The organism is Pseudacidovorax intermedius (assembly GCF_001476815.1).
GTDB lineage: Bacteria > Pseudomonadota > Gammaproteobacteria > Burkholderiales > Burkholderiaceae_C > Xenophilus > Xenophilus intermedius_A.
This window is the reverse complement of the sequence record NZ_LDSL01000061.1, coordinates 19,478-35,523: the sequence shown is the minus strand read 5'-3', so window position 1 is coordinate 35,523 and position 16,046 is coordinate 19,478. Positions and strand designations below refer to the sequence as shown.

Annotated in this window: 10 protein-coding genes; all 10 read left to right on the top strand. The window is 64.1% G+C overall.

Translation table 11 applies throughout. The features are described 5' to 3' along the window. The first annotated feature begins 66 nt into the window (after window positions 1-66). On the top strand, window positions 67-1,113 hold the full coding sequence (locus NS331_RS10190; RefSeq protein ID WP_058641881.1) for an inositol monophosphatase family protein: 1,047 nt from the start codon (window positions 67-69) through the stop codon (window positions 1,111-1,113). A 32-nt stretch (window positions 1,114-1,145) separates the two neighbouring features. Continuing rightward, a complete protein-coding gene (locus NS331_RS10185) occupies window positions 1,146-3,371 on the top strand; it encodes an FUSC family protein (RefSeq protein WP_242873714.1) in 2,226 nt (741 codons plus the stop codon). A gap of 60 nt (window positions 3,372-3,431) precedes the next feature. Further along, entirely contained in the window at window positions 3,432-4,571 is a 1,140-nt protein-coding gene (locus tag NS331_RS10180) for a mechanosensitive ion channel family protein (protein ID WP_058641880.1), read from the top strand. A 226-nt stretch (window positions 4,572-4,797) separates the two neighbouring features. After that, window positions 4,798-7,368, top strand: coding sequence for a type VI secretion system Vgr family protein (locus NS331_RS10175; protein WP_058641879.1), 2,571 nt, complete (start codon window positions 4,798-4,800; stop codon window positions 7,366-7,368). A 4-nt stretch (window positions 7,369-7,372) separates the two neighbouring features. Beyond that, on the top strand, window positions 7,373-8,479 hold the full coding sequence (locus NS331_RS10170; RefSeq protein WP_193758076.1) for a DUF4123 domain-containing protein: 1,107 nt from the start codon (window positions 7,373-7,375) through the stop codon (window positions 8,477-8,479). A 22-nt stretch (window positions 8,480-8,501) separates the two neighbouring features. Next, on the top strand, window positions 8,502-11,660 hold the full coding sequence (locus tag NS331_RS10165; protein ID WP_058641877.1) for a metallophosphoesterase: 3,159 nt from the start codon (window positions 8,502-8,504) through the stop codon (window positions 11,658-11,660). A gap of 65 nt (window positions 11,661-11,725) precedes the next feature. Next, window positions 11,726-12,904, top strand: a complete 1,179-nt coding sequence (locus NS331_RS26125; RefSeq protein ID WP_153012808.1) for a hypothetical protein — start codon at window positions 11,726-11,728, stop codon at window positions 12,902-12,904. Between the two features lie 46 nt (window positions 12,905-12,950). Then, a complete protein-coding gene (locus NS331_RS10160) occupies window positions 12,951-14,336 on the top strand; it encodes a hypothetical protein (protein WP_153012807.1) in 1,386 nt (461 codons plus the stop codon). Window position 14,337: 1 nt separating this feature from the next. After that, the gene (locus NS331_RS26120; protein ID WP_153012806.1) at window positions 14,338-14,742 is read left to right on the top strand and encodes a hypothetical protein; all 405 of its coding nucleotides are present in this window, start codon (window positions 14,338-14,340) and stop codon (window positions 14,740-14,742) included. Between the two features lie 4 nt (window positions 14,743-14,746). Then, a complete protein-coding gene (locus NS331_RS26115) occupies window positions 14,747-15,589 on the top strand; it encodes a hypothetical protein (protein WP_153012805.1) in 843 nt (280 codons plus the stop codon). Window positions 15,590-16,046 lie beyond the last annotated feature (457 nt).

Below are 16,046 nucleotides of genomic sequence, written 5' to 3'. Positions count from 1 at the left end.
TTTTCCGTCCGCATCGCCGGACGCGTCTTCGGCGGGCCGGGCCCGCGCCCGTTCCTCGCACAACCCATGTCGTCCAACCTGCATCCCATGCTCAACGTGGCCATCAAGGCCGCCCGCGCCGCCGGCGCCATCATCAACCGCGCCGCGCTCGACGTCGAAGCGGTGCGCGTGTCGCAGAAGCAGGTGAACGACTTCGTGACCGAGGTGGACCATGCCAGCGAGGCCGCGATCATCGAGACGCTGCTCACCGCCTACCCCGGCCACGGCATCCTGGCCGAGGAATCGGGCAGCGAGCATGGCGCCCGCGATTCCGAGTACGTGTGGATCATCGATCCGCTGGACGGCACGACCAATTTCATCCACGGCTTCCCGGTGTACTGCGTGTCCATCGGCCTGTCGGTGCGCGGCAAGATCGAGCAGGCGGTGGTGTACGACCCGACGCGCAACGACCTGTTCACCGCCTCGCGCGGCCGCGGCGCCTTTCTCAACGAGCGGCGCATCCGCGTCTCCAAGCGCACGCGGCTGAACGAAAGCCTGGTGTCCACCGGCTTTCCCTTCCGCACCGGCGACAACTTCAAGCAGTACCTGGCCATCATGGCCGACCTGATGCCGCGCGCCGCCGGCCTGCGCCGCCCCGGCGCCGCCGCGCTGGACCTGGCCTACGTGGCCGCCGGCTACACCGAGGCCTTCTTCGAGACCGGCCTCAGCATCTGGGACGCCGCCGCCGGCTCGCTGCTGGTGACCGAGGCGGGCGGCCTGATCAGCAACTTCACCGGCGAGGGCGAGTACCTGGAGCAGCGCGAGCTGCTGGCCGGCACGCCGCGCATCTACGGCCAGCTGGTGCCGATCCTGAGCAAGTACTCCAAGTTCGCCGGCGTGGACGACAAGCTGGCCGCCACCGCCCGCATGCGCGCCGTCGACCCCAGCCGCCGCGCGGGGGCGGACGACTCGGCCGACATCTACGCCCGCTCCACCGTGGGCCTGACGGCCGAAGGCGCCGAGGGCGACGCACCCGCCGCCGGCGAGGCCCCGGCCCCCGCGCCGGCCGCCCCGCGCAAGCTCACCCGCGTCAAGCGCGCAGCCGAAGGCTCCGAAGGCACGCCCGAGGCGTGACGGGCACGGCCGCTCGCCTGCCGATGCGCGGCATGCTGCGCACCGCCCTGAGCCACGACGTGGCCAACGGGCTGTCGGTGGCGCTCGGCCTGCTGCTGATTTCCGGCGGCATCCACTTCTGGCTGGGCACGGCCGCAGCCGCGTCTGCCGCCACCGGCGTCATCGTCGCCAGCCCGCCCGACCGGGCCGCACCGCGCCGCGGCAAGCTGCGCCAGCTGCTGCCGGCGGCGCTGGGCAGCCTGCCGCTCTTCTTCGCGGTGCAGATGCTGCACACCATGCCGGGCCGGCTCGGGCTGCTGCTGGTGCCGGCCTCCTTCCTCGCCTTTCTGGCCATGGCCTGGGGCAAGCGGGGCATCCCGATCGCCATCGCGCTGATGCTGGCCATGGTGTTCTCCATGGCGACGCGCCCGCCCAGCGGCGTGGCGGAAGCGCTGGCCCGCACTGGCCACATGGCGCTGGGGGCCGGGCTCTACGTGGTCTATGCCACGCTGATGAACCTGGCGCTCAATGCCCGCTACCGCACGCAGTACATGGCCGACCTGCTGCTGTCCGTGGCGGCGCTCATGCGCGCTCAGGCGCGGCAGTTCACCGCCCGCGACGAATCCAGCGACGTGCGCGAGGTGGCCGCGCCCATGCTGGGCGCGATGCTGCGCGCGCAGGCCGCGCTGGCGGACCAGCTGCAGTCCACGCGCGACCTGGTCTTCGAATCGCCCCGCACGCCGGCGCGCCAGCGCCTGGCCGCCCTGCTGCTGACGGTGCTGGAGATGCGCGACCACCTGCTGGCCAGCGAACTCGACCTGGAGACGCTGCGCGGCGATCCGCGGCATGGCCCCGGCCTGGCGGCCATGCGCCGCGTGCTGGAGGCCATGGCCGACGATGTCGAGGGCCTGGCCGACGCCCTGCTGCAGATGCGCCGCCCCGCCGCCATCGCCGACCGCCGCCGTGAACTGGCCGCCGTGCCGGCGGAAGGCGACGAGTCGGCCGCGATGGGCGGCCCCTCGGCCGGCCAGCTCGCCCGCGGCATGGCCAACCGCCTGGGCCACCTCAACGACGAGACCGTGCGCCTGGCCCGGCTGGCACGCAGCGACGAGGCCCCCGACCTGGCCGTGGTGCGCGCCCACTGGCAGGTCTTCGTCAGCCCCACGGAATGGTCGATCCGGCCCTTTCTGGCGCTCTGGCGCTGGGACGCGCCGCCGCTGCGGCATGCCATCCGCGCCGCCCTGGCGCTGGCCGCCGGCTATGCCGTCGCCGTGCTCATGCCCTGGGGCTCGCACGACTACTGGATCCTGCTGACCATCGTGGTGGTGCTGCGCGGCAGCCTGGCCCAGACCCTGGAGCGGCGCAACCAGCGCGTGGCCGGCACACTGGTGGGCAGCCTGATCGCGGTGGCACTGCTGGCCACGCACCCGGGCCCGCTCGAACTGCTGCTGGCCATGACCGCCGCCCAGGCGTTCGCCCACGGCTTCGCGGTGCGCAAATACACCCTCACCGCCGTGGCCGCCACGGTGCTGGGCCTGGTGCAGGCCCACCAGCTCTATGCCGGCGCCGCGCCCACTTTCGCGCTCGGGGAGCGTATCGCCGACACGCTGATCGGCGCTGTGCTGGCGTGGGCCTTCTGCTACGTGCTGCCATCCTGGGAACGAACGCAGATCCCCGCCCTGGTGCGGCGCACCCTGGCCGCGCAGGCCCGCCATGCGCGGCTGTCGCTGTCCCTCGGTCAGCTGCGAGAGGTGGAGATGGCGCCGGAGCTCGAATGGCGGCTGGCGCGGCGGGAGGCCTTCGACGCGCTCTCGGCCCTGGTGCAGGCGACGCAGCGCTCGCTGTCCGAGCCGCGGGCCGTGCAGCCGCCGCTCGAACCGCTGCAGCGCCTGCAGGCTCACAGCTACCAGCTGCTGGCCCAGCTGTCGGCCGTCAAGTCGATGCTGGTGCTGCGCCGCGACCGGCTGACCCCCGCACAGGTGGAAGGTCCGCTGGCCCGAGCCGGGCACCGCATCGACGAGGCACTCGGCCCCCAGCCGGCAGGGGGCCCGGCAGCGGCGTCCCTGGCCGACAGCGGCGATGCCGCCGCCGCGGCCTCGCTGGCGGCCGGTGTGGTTCAACTGCCCGACCCGTTCGAACAGGACATCAGCCCCTGGCTGCTGCGCCGGCTCGACCTTGCCGCGGGCATCGCCATGCAGATCAAGGCGGATGTGGCGCAGATCCTGCGCGACGCCGACGATCTGGCGGCGAGCCCGTCCCAGCAACCCCGCAGCGCCTGACGGGGTGCCGGCCTTCGGGCCGGCTCCCGCGAGCGCTGCCGCATGGAAGACCCTGATCCGATGAGCTTCGACACCCTCCTCGCCCTGCCCTGGACCCGCACCCTGCTGGCCGCCCTGGTGGCCGTGCTGGTCGCCACCGCCATCTACCGCGTGGGCCGCGCCGTGCTGCTGCGCGTGACGCGGCCACTGCCGGTCGTGCATGCCGTGGTGCAGGCGGCCCGCAGCCCGGCCGCCCTGGTGCTGCCGCTGATGGCGTTGCAGACCGTGTGGCAGGCCGCGCCCGACGCCCTGGCCTTCATCAGCAACGTGCGCCACCTGAACGGGCTGCTGCTCATCATGGCCTTCACCTGGCTGGCGGTGCGCCTGATCGGCGGCGTGGCCGACGGCATCATCGCGCGCCACCCGGTGGACGTGGCCGACAACATGGCGGCGCGGCGCATCCTGACCCAGGCGCGCGTGCTGTCGCGCACCGCCATGGTGGTCGCCGCCGTCATCGGCGCGGCCATGGCGCTGATGACCTTTCCCGGCGCGCGCCAGGTGGGCGCCAGCCTGCTGGCCTCGGCCGGCGTGGTGGGCATCGTCGGCGGCCTGGCTGCCAAGCCGGTGTTCAGCAACCTGATCGCCGGCATCCAGATCGCGCTGACGCAGCCGATCCGCATCGACGACGTGCTGATCGTGGAAGGCGAATGGGGCCGCGTGGAGGAGATCACCGGCACTTACGTGGTGCTGCGCATCTGGGACGATCGGCGGCTGATCATTCCGCTGAACTACTTCATGGAGAAGCCCTTCCAGAACTGGACCCGCAACAGCTCGCAGCTGCTCGGCTCGGTGTTCCTGTTCGTCGACTACGGCATGCCGCTGGCGCCGCTGCGCGCCGAGGTCGAGCGCGTGGTCAAGGCCGCGCCGGAATGGGACGGCCGCTTCTTCAACCTGGTGGTGACCGACGCCACCGAACGCACGATGCAGCTGCGCATCCTGTGCACCGCTGCCAGCTCCGGCCTGGCCTGGGACCTGCGCTGCCGCGTGCGGGAAGGCGTCATCGACTTCATGCAGCGGGAGTACCCGCAGTTCCTGCCGCGAGTGAGGCTTGAAGGGGAAGGCCTGGACGCCGCGGCGCGGGCGCAGGGCGAGCCCCATGCGCTTGGTGATCTTGCGCATGCAGGGTCATCGCCTATGCCGCCCGCGCGCGGGCCGGTGTGAACGGAAAGGCCGGGATTCTCGACCCGCACTTGATGGCGCAGAAAGTTCTGCTTCTGCTGCGTCGCGCGTGTGGGCGCGCCCACCGGAGAGCGTGACGAACTAGGCATCGCGCCACGACATCCCCTTAACTTTTCTGAAGACTGCCGAGATTTGACAGCTCGGCCTGCCGGCCGGACTTACTCTCCCTGATCGCCTCGCACGAAGGCGCGCTGTCAGGGAGAGAACCATGTCCACGCTGTCACACACGCTGCGGGTGAGCTCACCCGCGCTGCCCCTCTTTGCCGGCGAGCCGCTGCTGCACCCGGTGCGTCTTGCGGGCCACGAGGGTGTCAACACCCTCTTCTGCTACGAGCTGATGCTGCAGACCCCGGATTCCCTGAACCCCGGCGCCCTGGCCGAGGCCTGCGCCAACCTCGACCTCGACGCCCTCATCGGCCGGGAGATCTGCTGCGAGATCGAACTCGATGGCTCGGGTTACTTTCTCCCCGGTGCGGTTGGTGAGGCCGTGGATGCCGTCGGCGCCGGTCTGCGCCAGATCAACGCCCTCATCACCGAGGCTGCCTTGGTCGGCGAGGAAGGCCGCCACCTGCAGTACCGCCTCGTGCTGCGCCCCTGGCTGCACCTGGCCACCCTCAACGCCGACTGCCGCATCTTCCAGAACGCCACCGTCGTGGACATCCTGGATGCCGTCCTCGCCGACTATCCCTTCCCCGTCGACAAGCGCCTGCTCGAGCGCTACCCCATCCGCGACTACCAGACCCAGTTCAACGAGAGCGACTTCGCCTTCTTCGAGCGCCTGTGCCAGGAATGGGGCATCAGCTACCACTTCGAGCACGACGACAGCGCCCACCGCCTCGTGCTCTCGGACCACCTGGGCGCCTACCTGCCCAACCCCAGCCAGGCCTACCGGCAGGTGGACTACCACCCGCCCGGCTGGAAGCTCGATGCCGAGTACCTCCACGCCTTCGTGCCCGACAGCCGCCTCACCCCGGGGCGCTACAGCAGCCGCGACTACGACTACACCCGCCCCCGCGCCGACCTGCGCGCGAGCCGCACCGATGCCCGGCCCACCGGCTTCGCCGATGCCGAGGTCTACGCTTGGCATGCCGACCTGGGTGGCAGCCACTACGCCCAGCCGAACGCCGGGACAGCGTCCCCGAACGACCCGCGCGCCGAAGGCGATCTGATCGCCCGGCTGCGCATGCAGGCGCTGCGCACCGCGGGCGCCCGTGCCCGCGCCAGCGGCAACCTGCGCGCCATGGTGCCGGGTTTCACCTTCACCCTGCAGAACCACCCCAGGAATGCGGCCAATGCCGACTACCTGATCCTGGAGACCGACCTGCTGGTGGAGGACACCGGGCCGGACAGCCAGGTCCGGGATGCCGCCCCTGACCGCCAGCAGCACTGGCGCGTGAAAGTCGACCTGACGGCCCACCCGATCACCGAGCCGCTGCGCCCAGACATCACCCGGATCAAGCCGCACACCCATGGCCCCCAGACGGCGCTGGTGGTGGGCCCCGAGGGGCAGAACCTGTGGACGGACGAACTGGGCCGCATCAAGGTGCAGTTCCCCTGGGACCGGCAGGGCCGGGAGAACCAGCACAGCAGTTGCTGGGTGCGTGTCTCCAGCCCGTGGGCGGGCAACCAGCTGGGCGGCGTGCACATCCCGCGCATCGGGCAGGAGGTCGTGGTCGATTTCATCGCCGGCGATCCGGACCTGCCGATCTGCACGGGGCGGCTGCACAACCAGCTGAACCTGCCGCCGTGGGCGTTGCCGCAGCAGTCGGCGCTCAGCGGCTTCCGAAGCCGCGAGCTCGCGGAAGGCGGCGGCAACAGCGCGGCGGGGCGCAGCAACCACCTGGTGATGGACGACACGGCCGGGCGCATCCAGGCGCAGCTCAAGAGCGACCACCAGCATTCGAGCCTGAGCCTGGGCAGCATCACGCGCATCGAGGACAACGAGGGGCGCAAGGAGGCGCGAGGCGAAGGCTTCGAGTTGCGCACCGACGGGCACGGCGTGCTGCGGGCGCAGGACGGCATGCTGATCTCCACCGAGGGGCGGCCCCATGCGGCCGAGCACGTCAAGGTTCTGCGCAATGCCGTGGCCCGGCTCACCGGCGGGCGGGACCAGATCGAGGGTCTGCATCAGGCGGCCGTCACGGCCAAGGCGCAGCAGCAGGACGACGACCAAGCCCATGTCGCCCAGGACGTCCGGCGGCAGAACCGTGCGATCCAGGGTCAGGGTGCGGCCGATGCCGCCGCCGGACGCTTTCCTGAACTGGCGGATGCGCACCTGGTGCTTGATACGCCCGCTGGCCTGGCCATCACGACCAACCAGGATCTCCAGAGCCACAGCGGCACGCAGTTCCAGGTCACCAGCGGCACCCACACGGCCTGGAGCATCGGGCGCCGGCTGCTCGCCGCAGCGGCCGAGGGCCTGCGCTTCTTCACGCTGGAACATGGCCTGCGTGCCATCGCCAGCGAGGGCGACATCCGAATCGAGGCGCAGAGCGACGCGATGAAGCTCACCGCCCTGCAGGACGTGGCCATCCACAGCACCGAAGACACGGTCTACATCGAAGCCAGCAAGTCCGTGGAGATCAACGGCGGCACCAGTTTCAGCGAATGGCGCGCCAGCGGCATCCTGCACGGCACGGCCGGCGTCTGGATCGAGCATGCGGCCAGCCATGCCACCCCGCTGGACGACTCGCGTGCCGTGCCCCAGCCTGCCAAGGTGTGTTGGGAATGCATGCAGCGCGCCCTGCGTCGCGGATCGGCCGCCGTCCCCCAGACCTGAAGGTATGGCCGTGCACTCCCCTCACTCACCCGGCAGCCGTGAAGCCGTGCAGGCAGCCCACCTCGCGTTCACGACAGCGCTGCATCAGGCGCGGCAAAGACAGATCGGCCAATGGCTGGCCCCCGCCAGTGCCGGGGCTCCGGCCCCCGGCCTGCCCACGCGGCGCCACTACGCCCTTGTCATCGCCGGCCAATGCCATGCAGTGGATCCCGCCTCCTTGCTCGAAGCGCATGGGCTGGACCATGAGCAGCTGTTCCTGCAGACGCCGGAAGCGGACATGGCCGATGCCGGTCCCTGGCTGATCGCCTTGCCGCCCGCCCGCGACGCCTCGCTGCTGAGCGCCTTGAGTGCCCAGGCCTGCGATGACGCACTGACCCTGCTGGCCAGCCCCATCAAGCTGGCCCCGCTGGCCGCCCACCTGCGCAGCTTCCTGCATGCCCGCCTGGAAGGCGGCGATGAAGACGTGCCGGTGCTCTTGCGCTACTTCGACCCGCGCATCGGTTTCGATGCCGTCGAACACTGGCCCGCGGAAGCGCGTCGCGCCTTCCTGCAACCCATGACCTGGTGGGCAGGGTGGGATGCCCAGGGCCAAGCGCGGCGCCTGTCCGGCCCTGGGCGAACGGCGCCCATGCGTCACACCCAACCCATGCGCCTGTCCCGCGCATGGAGCGATGCGCTCGCCACCATCGGCGCACCGCAACTGGCCGCTGCTCTTCTGGCCGAGGAACTCGAGGAAACCCGGCACCCGGACGCCCACTGGATGGCCCGGATGCATCCGCTGCTGCAGCGAGGCATCGCCCGCGAAGCGATGGACTTTGCCACCGGCGCCGGCCTCGTCACCTGGAACGAACATTTGACCGCCTGCCGGCAGGCACTGCTGACGCATGCGGCGTTTCACACCCACCCTGCGCTGGCAAAGGCTCTTGCCGCCCCGCCCTCGCAGTCCGACTCGGCAGAAAGTGCGCCGCCCACGCTCGACGCCCTGCTGACCACCCTCCCTGCCTCCGTCAGACACGGCTGGCTTCAGGACCGGGACGCCGCGCTGATCCGCAGCTATGAAGCCCGAACGGCGGCGATGACGCACGCCCTCTCCAAATCGACCACGGCCTGACGGGCTGCCCCCAGTTCCTCCAATGAGCACATCCGACACCCCCGGCGCCCTGTGCGACTGCAGCGAGCCGCCGCAACTGGCAGCCCTGATCCTCTATCCCAGCCTGGGAACGCCGCTCCTGCTGACGCCCGCGCAACAGAAATGCAGCCTTTTCATCGCCGCGCCCGCCCTGGGTGTGCCGGACACCGACCGGGGCCGCTACACGCTCGACCGCCAGGCCATCGTCACGCCCATGGGCGGTGAAGGCCCGGGCGCCGCCTGCGCCATCGTCGCGCGCCACCTGCGCCTGGTCGGCATGGACGGTATCAAGCCGGCCGCCGATATCAGTGTGGGCGGCCTGACCGGCGACGGCCCCGACTGCACCAAAGCCCGGCGCGCCATCAAGGTCTGGCGCGTGGGCAAGTTCGCTGCGGGCACCCTGATCTACAACCAGCGCGGCGAGGCCTTCGCCACCCTCAGCCCCCAGGCGGTCGGCGCTTATGCGGCGGCCGGCTTCGGCGGCGGCCAGGTCTACGAGATCGAACTCGACTTGGCCGAATTGGCCAATGCCCCCGAATCCGGCAGCTTCAAGAGCTTCGCCTGGATGGTGCGCCCCACCGCGCAGCAGAAGAAGGACTATCCCACCCTGTGCGCCGCCGAAACCGTGCACGCGCAGGACCTGTTCGTCGAGGCCTTCCTCGGCGCGCAGACCCGCGACCCTCGACACCGCCATCTGTCTGCCAATGGCAGCGTGGCGCCTCGCGGCCTCGAAGCCGGCCTGCTGGAGTACGACGTCGACGCCACAGCCGCCAACGCCCGCGCCCTGGTCGAGGGCCAGCAGCGCCTGGCCGCCTGGCATCCGGTCATCCGCCTAGACAGCAACCAGCCGCTGAAGCTGGGACACCTGAGCGACGTGCACATCAACGTGCGCCATTGCGCCCTGGCGAAGTCGCCCGCCAAGGTGATCGAGGACGCCAAGTTCACCCAGCCGCCCGTGGGCCAGCGCGTGTGCAACAGCTTCAACGCCCTCAAGCAACTGTTCGACCAGTTCGGCGCCGCCGGCAAGCCGGACACCGCCCTGCTGCTCACCGGCGACCTGATCGACTTCAACCGCAACATCAACCCGGGCCAGGTCGGCGACACCATTGCCGAGCAGTGGAAGCGATTCAACGTCATGAACCAGTTGGACACGCCCGGCCTGTACCCGCGAGGGCAAGACGACCTGCTGGCCTTCAGCCTGGTGCGGCATGCCTACACGCGCCTGAAGCTGCCCGTGTTCATGACCAGCGGCAACCACGAGGCCTACAGCGTCCCGTACGGCATCAGCCCCCGCATCAACGAGTGGGGCGCGGCCATGGGCGTGCTGGAAGACACCACCGATGCGCTGGAACAAGGGCGATGGGGCCGCGAGCGGCAGATGAGCGAGACCCAAACCGTTGTGGTGCGAGGCCAGAAGCAGAGCCTGAGCCGCATCGGGCCGGTCGCCTGGGCTGGAAAGAAGGCCGTCAACTGGAGCAAGAACCTTGAGATCGACGACTTGGCCGCGACCTACAAGGACTTCGACAAGGCCAGCGCCTGGAGCCCGAACAGGGCCAACGAAGGCATCGCCGCCGACCACAACATGACCATCTACGAGGCGGCCCTCGCCTATGGGCCCGCCTATGCCCAGGCCCTGACAGGCAACAACTACCGCGTCGACAACTACGACTGGTTCTACACGCTGTTCACGCCGTTGGAGGATGCTGTCATCGCCTTCGGCGCGGAGCCCGACCGCGGCCCGCCGGCCACCCAGGTCCTGGCCCTGCTGGGCTGGGGACAAGGGGAAAACTTCAAAAACCTGACGAGTGGCCTGCTCGGCGGCGTGGACCGACAAGGCACCGGCATCCTGCCACGCGCCCAACAGTCCTTCAGCGAAGCCCAACTGGCCCTGCTGGCCCAGGCCCAGGACCACAAGCGTCGCAGCCCTGGCGCCAGCCTCGCCGTCGCCAGCCACTTCACCCTCATCAACTACGACGAGCCCATCGCCTATTCCGCCCCACCGCAGCACATGCGCTTCGTGCCGCCCCGCGGGCCGGGCAACCCCGTCGCCTGGGCCGGCTTCAACCAGGTCAACACCGGCACCTGCGAAATCAACCAGGCGCGCTACTTCGAGACCGCCGTGCGCGCTGCCGGCGCCACCGATGGCCCCTACAGCACACACGTGCCCGCCGACGTCTGCGTGGACTGGCATTTCAGCGGCCACAGCCACCGCAGCGGCGTCTACGAGGTCGCCTGGCGCCAGATGCAGACCATCGCCGGCCAGAACGCCCGCACGCCCGTGCGCGGCATCGAAGTGCAAAGCGCCCGCGATCCGGGCATCCAGGGCCCGCAGCCCGGCGGCGCACGCGAGCACACGCGCTTCATCGTCTCCAGCTGCGGCGGCCCCATCGGCAAGCAGAACCTCGACCATGAGCTCGACAGCTGGACCCTTCGCCCGCCCTCGGGCACCTTGCTGAACCCGGCCGAGCGGCTGATCCACCAGATCAAGACCCTGCGCAGCAGCCGCAGCGCTGGCCGTCCGCTCAACGAAAGGCCGCGCCTGTGCGTGGCCCTGGACTATCTGGCGGTGATGAGCACCGACCCAAAAAAGAAGATCGTGCCGCCGCTGACCTTCGAGCCGGTCCAGTTGCCCGATAGCGGCGGGCGTGTGCCCATCAAGCTCAGTCCCACGCTGGCACGGCTGGACTGCATCGAGGGCGTTCGGATTTGGGTGTTCGAGGGGGGTGAAAGGCGAGGCCCTGCAGCCAAAAAGACCTGGCATCTTTTGTCACCTGATTTCTTTTCAAGCCAAAAGGAATCAACGATGCAGCTAAAGGAGGGCCATGTTGAAATATTAAACAGAGCGATTGATGCTTATTCGGACGCTGACGGGGGCGATCAAGACAATCGCGGTCGTGGCATTGAACAAGCATTCTTTGAAGTGATCCTCAAAAAACCCAGTGTCAAAAAAGAAGACTGGAGCGCAGACATGGACTTCACGGATCCTTGGGTCTTTCCTTTGGATATCTGGGCAGGGAAATCCGACTGGGGCCTTCGGACTTGGGCGTTCCAACGCTGTCAAGGGGAGCGCGGGGAGGTGCCTGATTGGGATTTTTTATTTGACAATTACAAAGAAAAAAACTATTCAGAAAAAGATAGAATAATTAAATTGGCTTCAAAATAATGCGCAGACGCATTTTAATTCTAGGTTCCATTTTTAGCATTCCGGCACTTAAAACAGAGGCCCTCATGAACAAAAAAAATATAAATCAATTTGGAGAAATTTTTGAATCTCTAAAAGATGATGGGCTCAGAGAAAAAAAATTTGGGCAGTCATTAATTATTGTTGAGAATGCAATTTTTTCCGGAGAGCCCTTCAAAGGCGTAATTTGGTCAAACATTATTTTTAAAAATTGCGATTTTTTTGGAATGTATGAGATAGCACCGAAGAATTCAATTAATGTTAAATATGAAGATTGCAGATTCTCCGGAATTTTAAGTTTTGGAGTTACAAAAAGCGTTAGATTCATACGATGCTCTTGGTCCGGAGCATCAGTGATGTTTGCGGAAAGGGGGAGCACAGACACCGTGTTCGAAGCATGTAGATTTGTTGGGCCGAGTCCAGACAAAAATCAGCAGGGAACTATTGGATCAGAAGGAGAAATAAAGTACCTCAGATGCTACGCAAAATGGTTCAAATGGGCCGGGGATGCAAAGCTCGATATCGAAGATTGCGAGTGCGAAAACGTTTCCATTCACACTGATAGCGAGGCCAATAGCGGCGTCAACTTCTTGAACGCACAAATTTCTGTCAAAAACAGCATTCTTCGCGGGAGTTTTCAAATACGATCAGCAAACCTTCAGTCATTGTCGATTAGCGATACAAATATAAACAATTTCGATCTAAGCGGATCAAGCATCAAGGGCGATGTATATCTTGAACGCGTGCAAGGAGGCTATGTCAATGCAAGCGCCAAAAGCTTGGGCAAGCTGGCCATGTCCCAATGTCAAATTTTCGGCAGAAGGAGGAAATTCTCTTTTGAGCTCGGATTAGCGGCAGCTGACGAGGTGCTAATAGATCAGTGCAATTTCGGCAGTGATCTGAATTTATCCGTTGGCCTTGGCGCAGGTGGCCCCTTGGAAAATGATGAATGGCAGAACATCGCCAAGAACAGATCTACTGTTATTCGCAATAGCACATTCCCCATCTTAGATGCTTCTTGGCTTGAGTCACGCCATCTTCGAATCGAAAACAACACCATCGAAAGTCTTGATATTTCCAACAGCCGCATCGGAAAGCTTGAAGTCGTAGACAACCGAATCAGCTTGGAGGTTAATTTAAAAAACACTCAAGTTGAGAAAAGCAGAATTCAACCGCTGGCGAAAGGGCAAGCCAAACTCGATGGCGCCAACATCCGCCTGGAATGAATGACCTGGGCATCCGACGTCGATAAAAACCTCTTCAGCCAAATCGATGTCCTCAGCGAATATGACTTGCTCACATAGAAGCGTTTCTAGGTCGAGGCAAGGCACCGCCATCCTGCCACGCGCCCAACAGTCCTTCAGCGAAGCCCAACTGGCCCTGCTGGCCCAGGCCCAGGACCACAAGCGTCGCAGCCCCGGCGCCAGCCTCGCCGTCGCCAGCCACTTCACCCTCATCAATTACGACGAGCCCATCGCCTATTCCGCCCCGCCGCAGGACATGCGCTTCGTGCCGCCCCGCGGGCCGGGCAATCCCGTCGCCTGGGCCGGCTTCAACCAGGTCAACACCGGCACCTGCGAAATCAACCAGGCGCGCTACTTCGAGACCGCCGTGCGCGCTGCCGGCGCCACCGATGGCCCCTACAGCACACACGTGCCCGCCGACGTCTGCGTGGACTGGCATTTCAGCGGCCACAGCCACCGCAGCGGCGTCTACGAGGTCGCCTGGCGCCAGATGCAGACCATCGCCGGCCAGAACGCCCGCACGCCCGTGCGCGGCATCGAAGTGCAAAGCGCCCGCGATCCGGGCATTCAGGGCCCGCAGCCCGGCGGTGCGCGCGAGCACACGCGCTTCATCGTCTCCAGCTGTGGCGGCCCCATCGGCAAGCAGAACCTCGACCACGAGCTCGACAGCTGGACCCTTCGCCCACCCTCGGGCACCTTGCTGAACCCGGCCGAGCGGCTGATCCACCAGATCAAGACGCTGCGTAGCAGCCGCAGCGCCGGCCGTCCGCTCAACGAAAGGCCGCGCCTGTGCGTGGCCCTGGACTATCTGGCGGTGATGAGCACCGACCCAACAAAGAAGATCGTGCCGCCGCTGACCTTCGAGCCGGTCCAGTTGCCCGATAGCGGCGGGCGTGTGCCCATCAAGCTCAGTCCCACGGTGGCACGGCTGGATTGCATCGAAGGCGTTCGGATTTGGGTGTTTGAGGGAGGTGAAGGACGGGGCAGCAAAGCACTGAAGACGTGGCACCTTCTATCGCCCCAACTGGACATTGACGGAAAGCTGCTGACCATGACGCTCGACAAAGGGCATCTCGATCTATTGAACAGTTCGCTGGATGCGCACGCGGGGCCTGATGACGAAAACCGAGGGAATCGAGCGCGCTCCGTCGAACAAGCATTCCTTGAAGTGACGCTCAAAAAACCCACGGTGAACAAGGAAGACTGGAGCGCAGACATGGACTTCACGGATCCTTGGCTCTTTCCTTTGGATGTCTGGGCAGGAAAATCCGACTGGGGCCTTCGGACTTGGGCTTTCCAGCGATGCCAAGGAGAGCGTGGGGAGGTTACTGATTGGAATTTTTTGTTTAAAAATTATGAAACAAAAGGTTATTATAGAACAAAAGAAATAATTCATCGGAATATTGAAAAATAAAATGAAACGCCGCTCGTTTTTTAATTGGGCAGTCATTTTTTTCGGCTTAACACATGAGAAAGATCACGCAATGAGACCAAAACAAAATATTAAATATTTTGAGAAAATATTTAGTTACTTAAGTGACCCAGAATTAAGATTGCGCGAAAATGGGGATGATCTGCTGGTTATTAAGAATGCGGAAATTTCTGGAGTCAATTTCATTGAATTAAGTTGGAAAAATATTCATTTTGTCAATTGTGATTTTCTAGGAATCTATGAAATAAAACTGAAGGATCTAAAAAACACAACGTTTGAAGACTGCTTTTTTTTCGGGAGTAATAAGCTGGGGAAAGGCGGACTCCCTTCGCTATGTACGTTGCAAAGCACAAGGCAGAACTATTGTTCTCGATTACAGTGGCAGTAAAAACGTGCGGTTTGAAGACTGCCAGTTTCAGGGACATGACGAAGACAAAAACAATTGGGGTGGGATCGGCAGCCGCGGAGATGCGAGTTTTTTTAAATGCAACATAAAATGTTTCTCAATCGCAGGTTATAAAAAAATTAGTCTAGCAGATTGCGAAACAGAAAATACAGAGGTATGGACGGATAGCAAGGCGGCTAGTGGCGAGAACTTTGATCGGGCAGAGATAATAATCCAGTCCTCCAACCTGAGAAGCAAATTCGACATGGCTGGTTGCAAGCTGCAAAGCGTCGTTATCCAAGATACCAATATCGATTTTTTAGATATGAGAGACGCTGAAATAGCAGGAAATGTTCTTGTCGAGCGTGTCAGGGGCGGCTACCTGAATGCAAGCGCAAAGAGCATGGGCAAGCTAACAATGTCCCAATGCCAAATTTTCGGGAAAAGGAGAAATTTCTCATTTGAGATCGGCATGGACAGTGCGGATGAGGTCCTGCTTGATCAGTGCAATTTCGGCAGCGACCTGAATCTTGCTGTGGGTCTGGGTGCCGGCAGGCCCCTGAGCCCTGAGGAATGGAGCAAGGCGCCGAATAACCGGTATTCTCTGATCCGCAATTGCGTGCTTCCGACGGTTGATGCCTCTTGGCTGGAGTCACGCCATCTTCGACTCGAAAGCAACACCATCGAGAGTCTCGACATTTCCAACAGCCGCATCGAAAAACTGGAAGTCGTAAACAACCGCGTCAGTCTCGGCGTAAACCTCGAAAACACTCAGGTGAAGGAAAGCACGATTCAACCGCTGGCCAAAGGACAAGCCAAACTCGATGGCTCCAATATTCGTCTCAACTGACTCGCCAGGTTTGAGCATATCAGCGCTCCCTCACATCAGAAATGATCTCAAAGAAAAAATTCGGCTTCTCTCTGGCTTCAATATTGACGCTGATTTTTGGATCTATCGCTGTAGCACTATTCGCTAGCAAACTGGCGTCAGTACCGAGGATTTATTTGGTTCCCGCTGCAGGAGCTCTCATTATCTATGGCATGGCAGCTATAATATGCGCGAGTGCCCTATTATCGTTCGTCGCATTGATACGCAAGGAATCAGAAACATGGTCCATTGTTGCGGTGGCTTTATGGGCATTTCCGGTAATTTTTCTCGCTACGACACAACTATGGGGATGAGGCCACAATTTTCTCTGTCCGAGATATGTCCGGGGTCCAGCAATGTTGGGACACGAGCTTGTGGAAATGCATGCACAGGCAGGACTGCTCAATCGCATCAGAAAACCGCCGCCCTCAACAGCAAT

Bases quoted from the DNA above. Each gene is read 5' to 3' on its own strand.
- NS331_RS26125 (WP_153012808.1), top strand. From the start codon at position 11,726: ATGAACAAAAAAAATATAAATCAATTTGGAGAAATTTTTGAATCTCTA.
- NS331_RS10185 (WP_242873714.1), top strand. From the start codon at position 1,146: ATGCTGCGCACCGCCCTGAGCCACGACGTGGCCAACGGGCTGTCGGTG.
- NS331_RS10170 (WP_193758076.1), top strand. From the start codon at position 7,373: ATGGCCGTGCACTCCCCTCACTCACCCGGCAGCCGTGAAGCCGTGCAG.
- NS331_RS10160 (WP_153012807.1), top strand. From the start codon at position 12,951: ATGTCCTCAGCGAATATGACTTGCTCACATAGAAGCGTTTCTAGGTCG.
- NS331_RS10190 (WP_058641881.1), top strand. From the start codon at position 67: ATGTCGTCCAACCTGCATCCCATGCTCAACGTGGCCATCAAGGCCGCC.
- NS331_RS10180 (WP_058641880.1), top strand. From the start codon at position 3,432: ATGAGCTTCGACACCCTCCTCGCCCTGCCCTGGACCCGCACCCTGCTG.
- NS331_RS26120 (WP_153012806.1), top strand. From the start codon at position 14,338: ATGAAACGCCGCTCGTTTTTTAATTGGGCAGTCATTTTTTTCGGCTTA.
- NS331_RS10165 (WP_058641877.1), top strand. From the start codon at position 8,502: ATGAGCACATCCGACACCCCCGGCGCCCTGTGCGACTGCAGCGAGCCG.
- NS331_RS10175 (WP_058641879.1), top strand. From the start codon at position 4,798: ATGTCCACGCTGTCACACACGCTGCGGGTGAGCTCACCCGCGCTGCCC.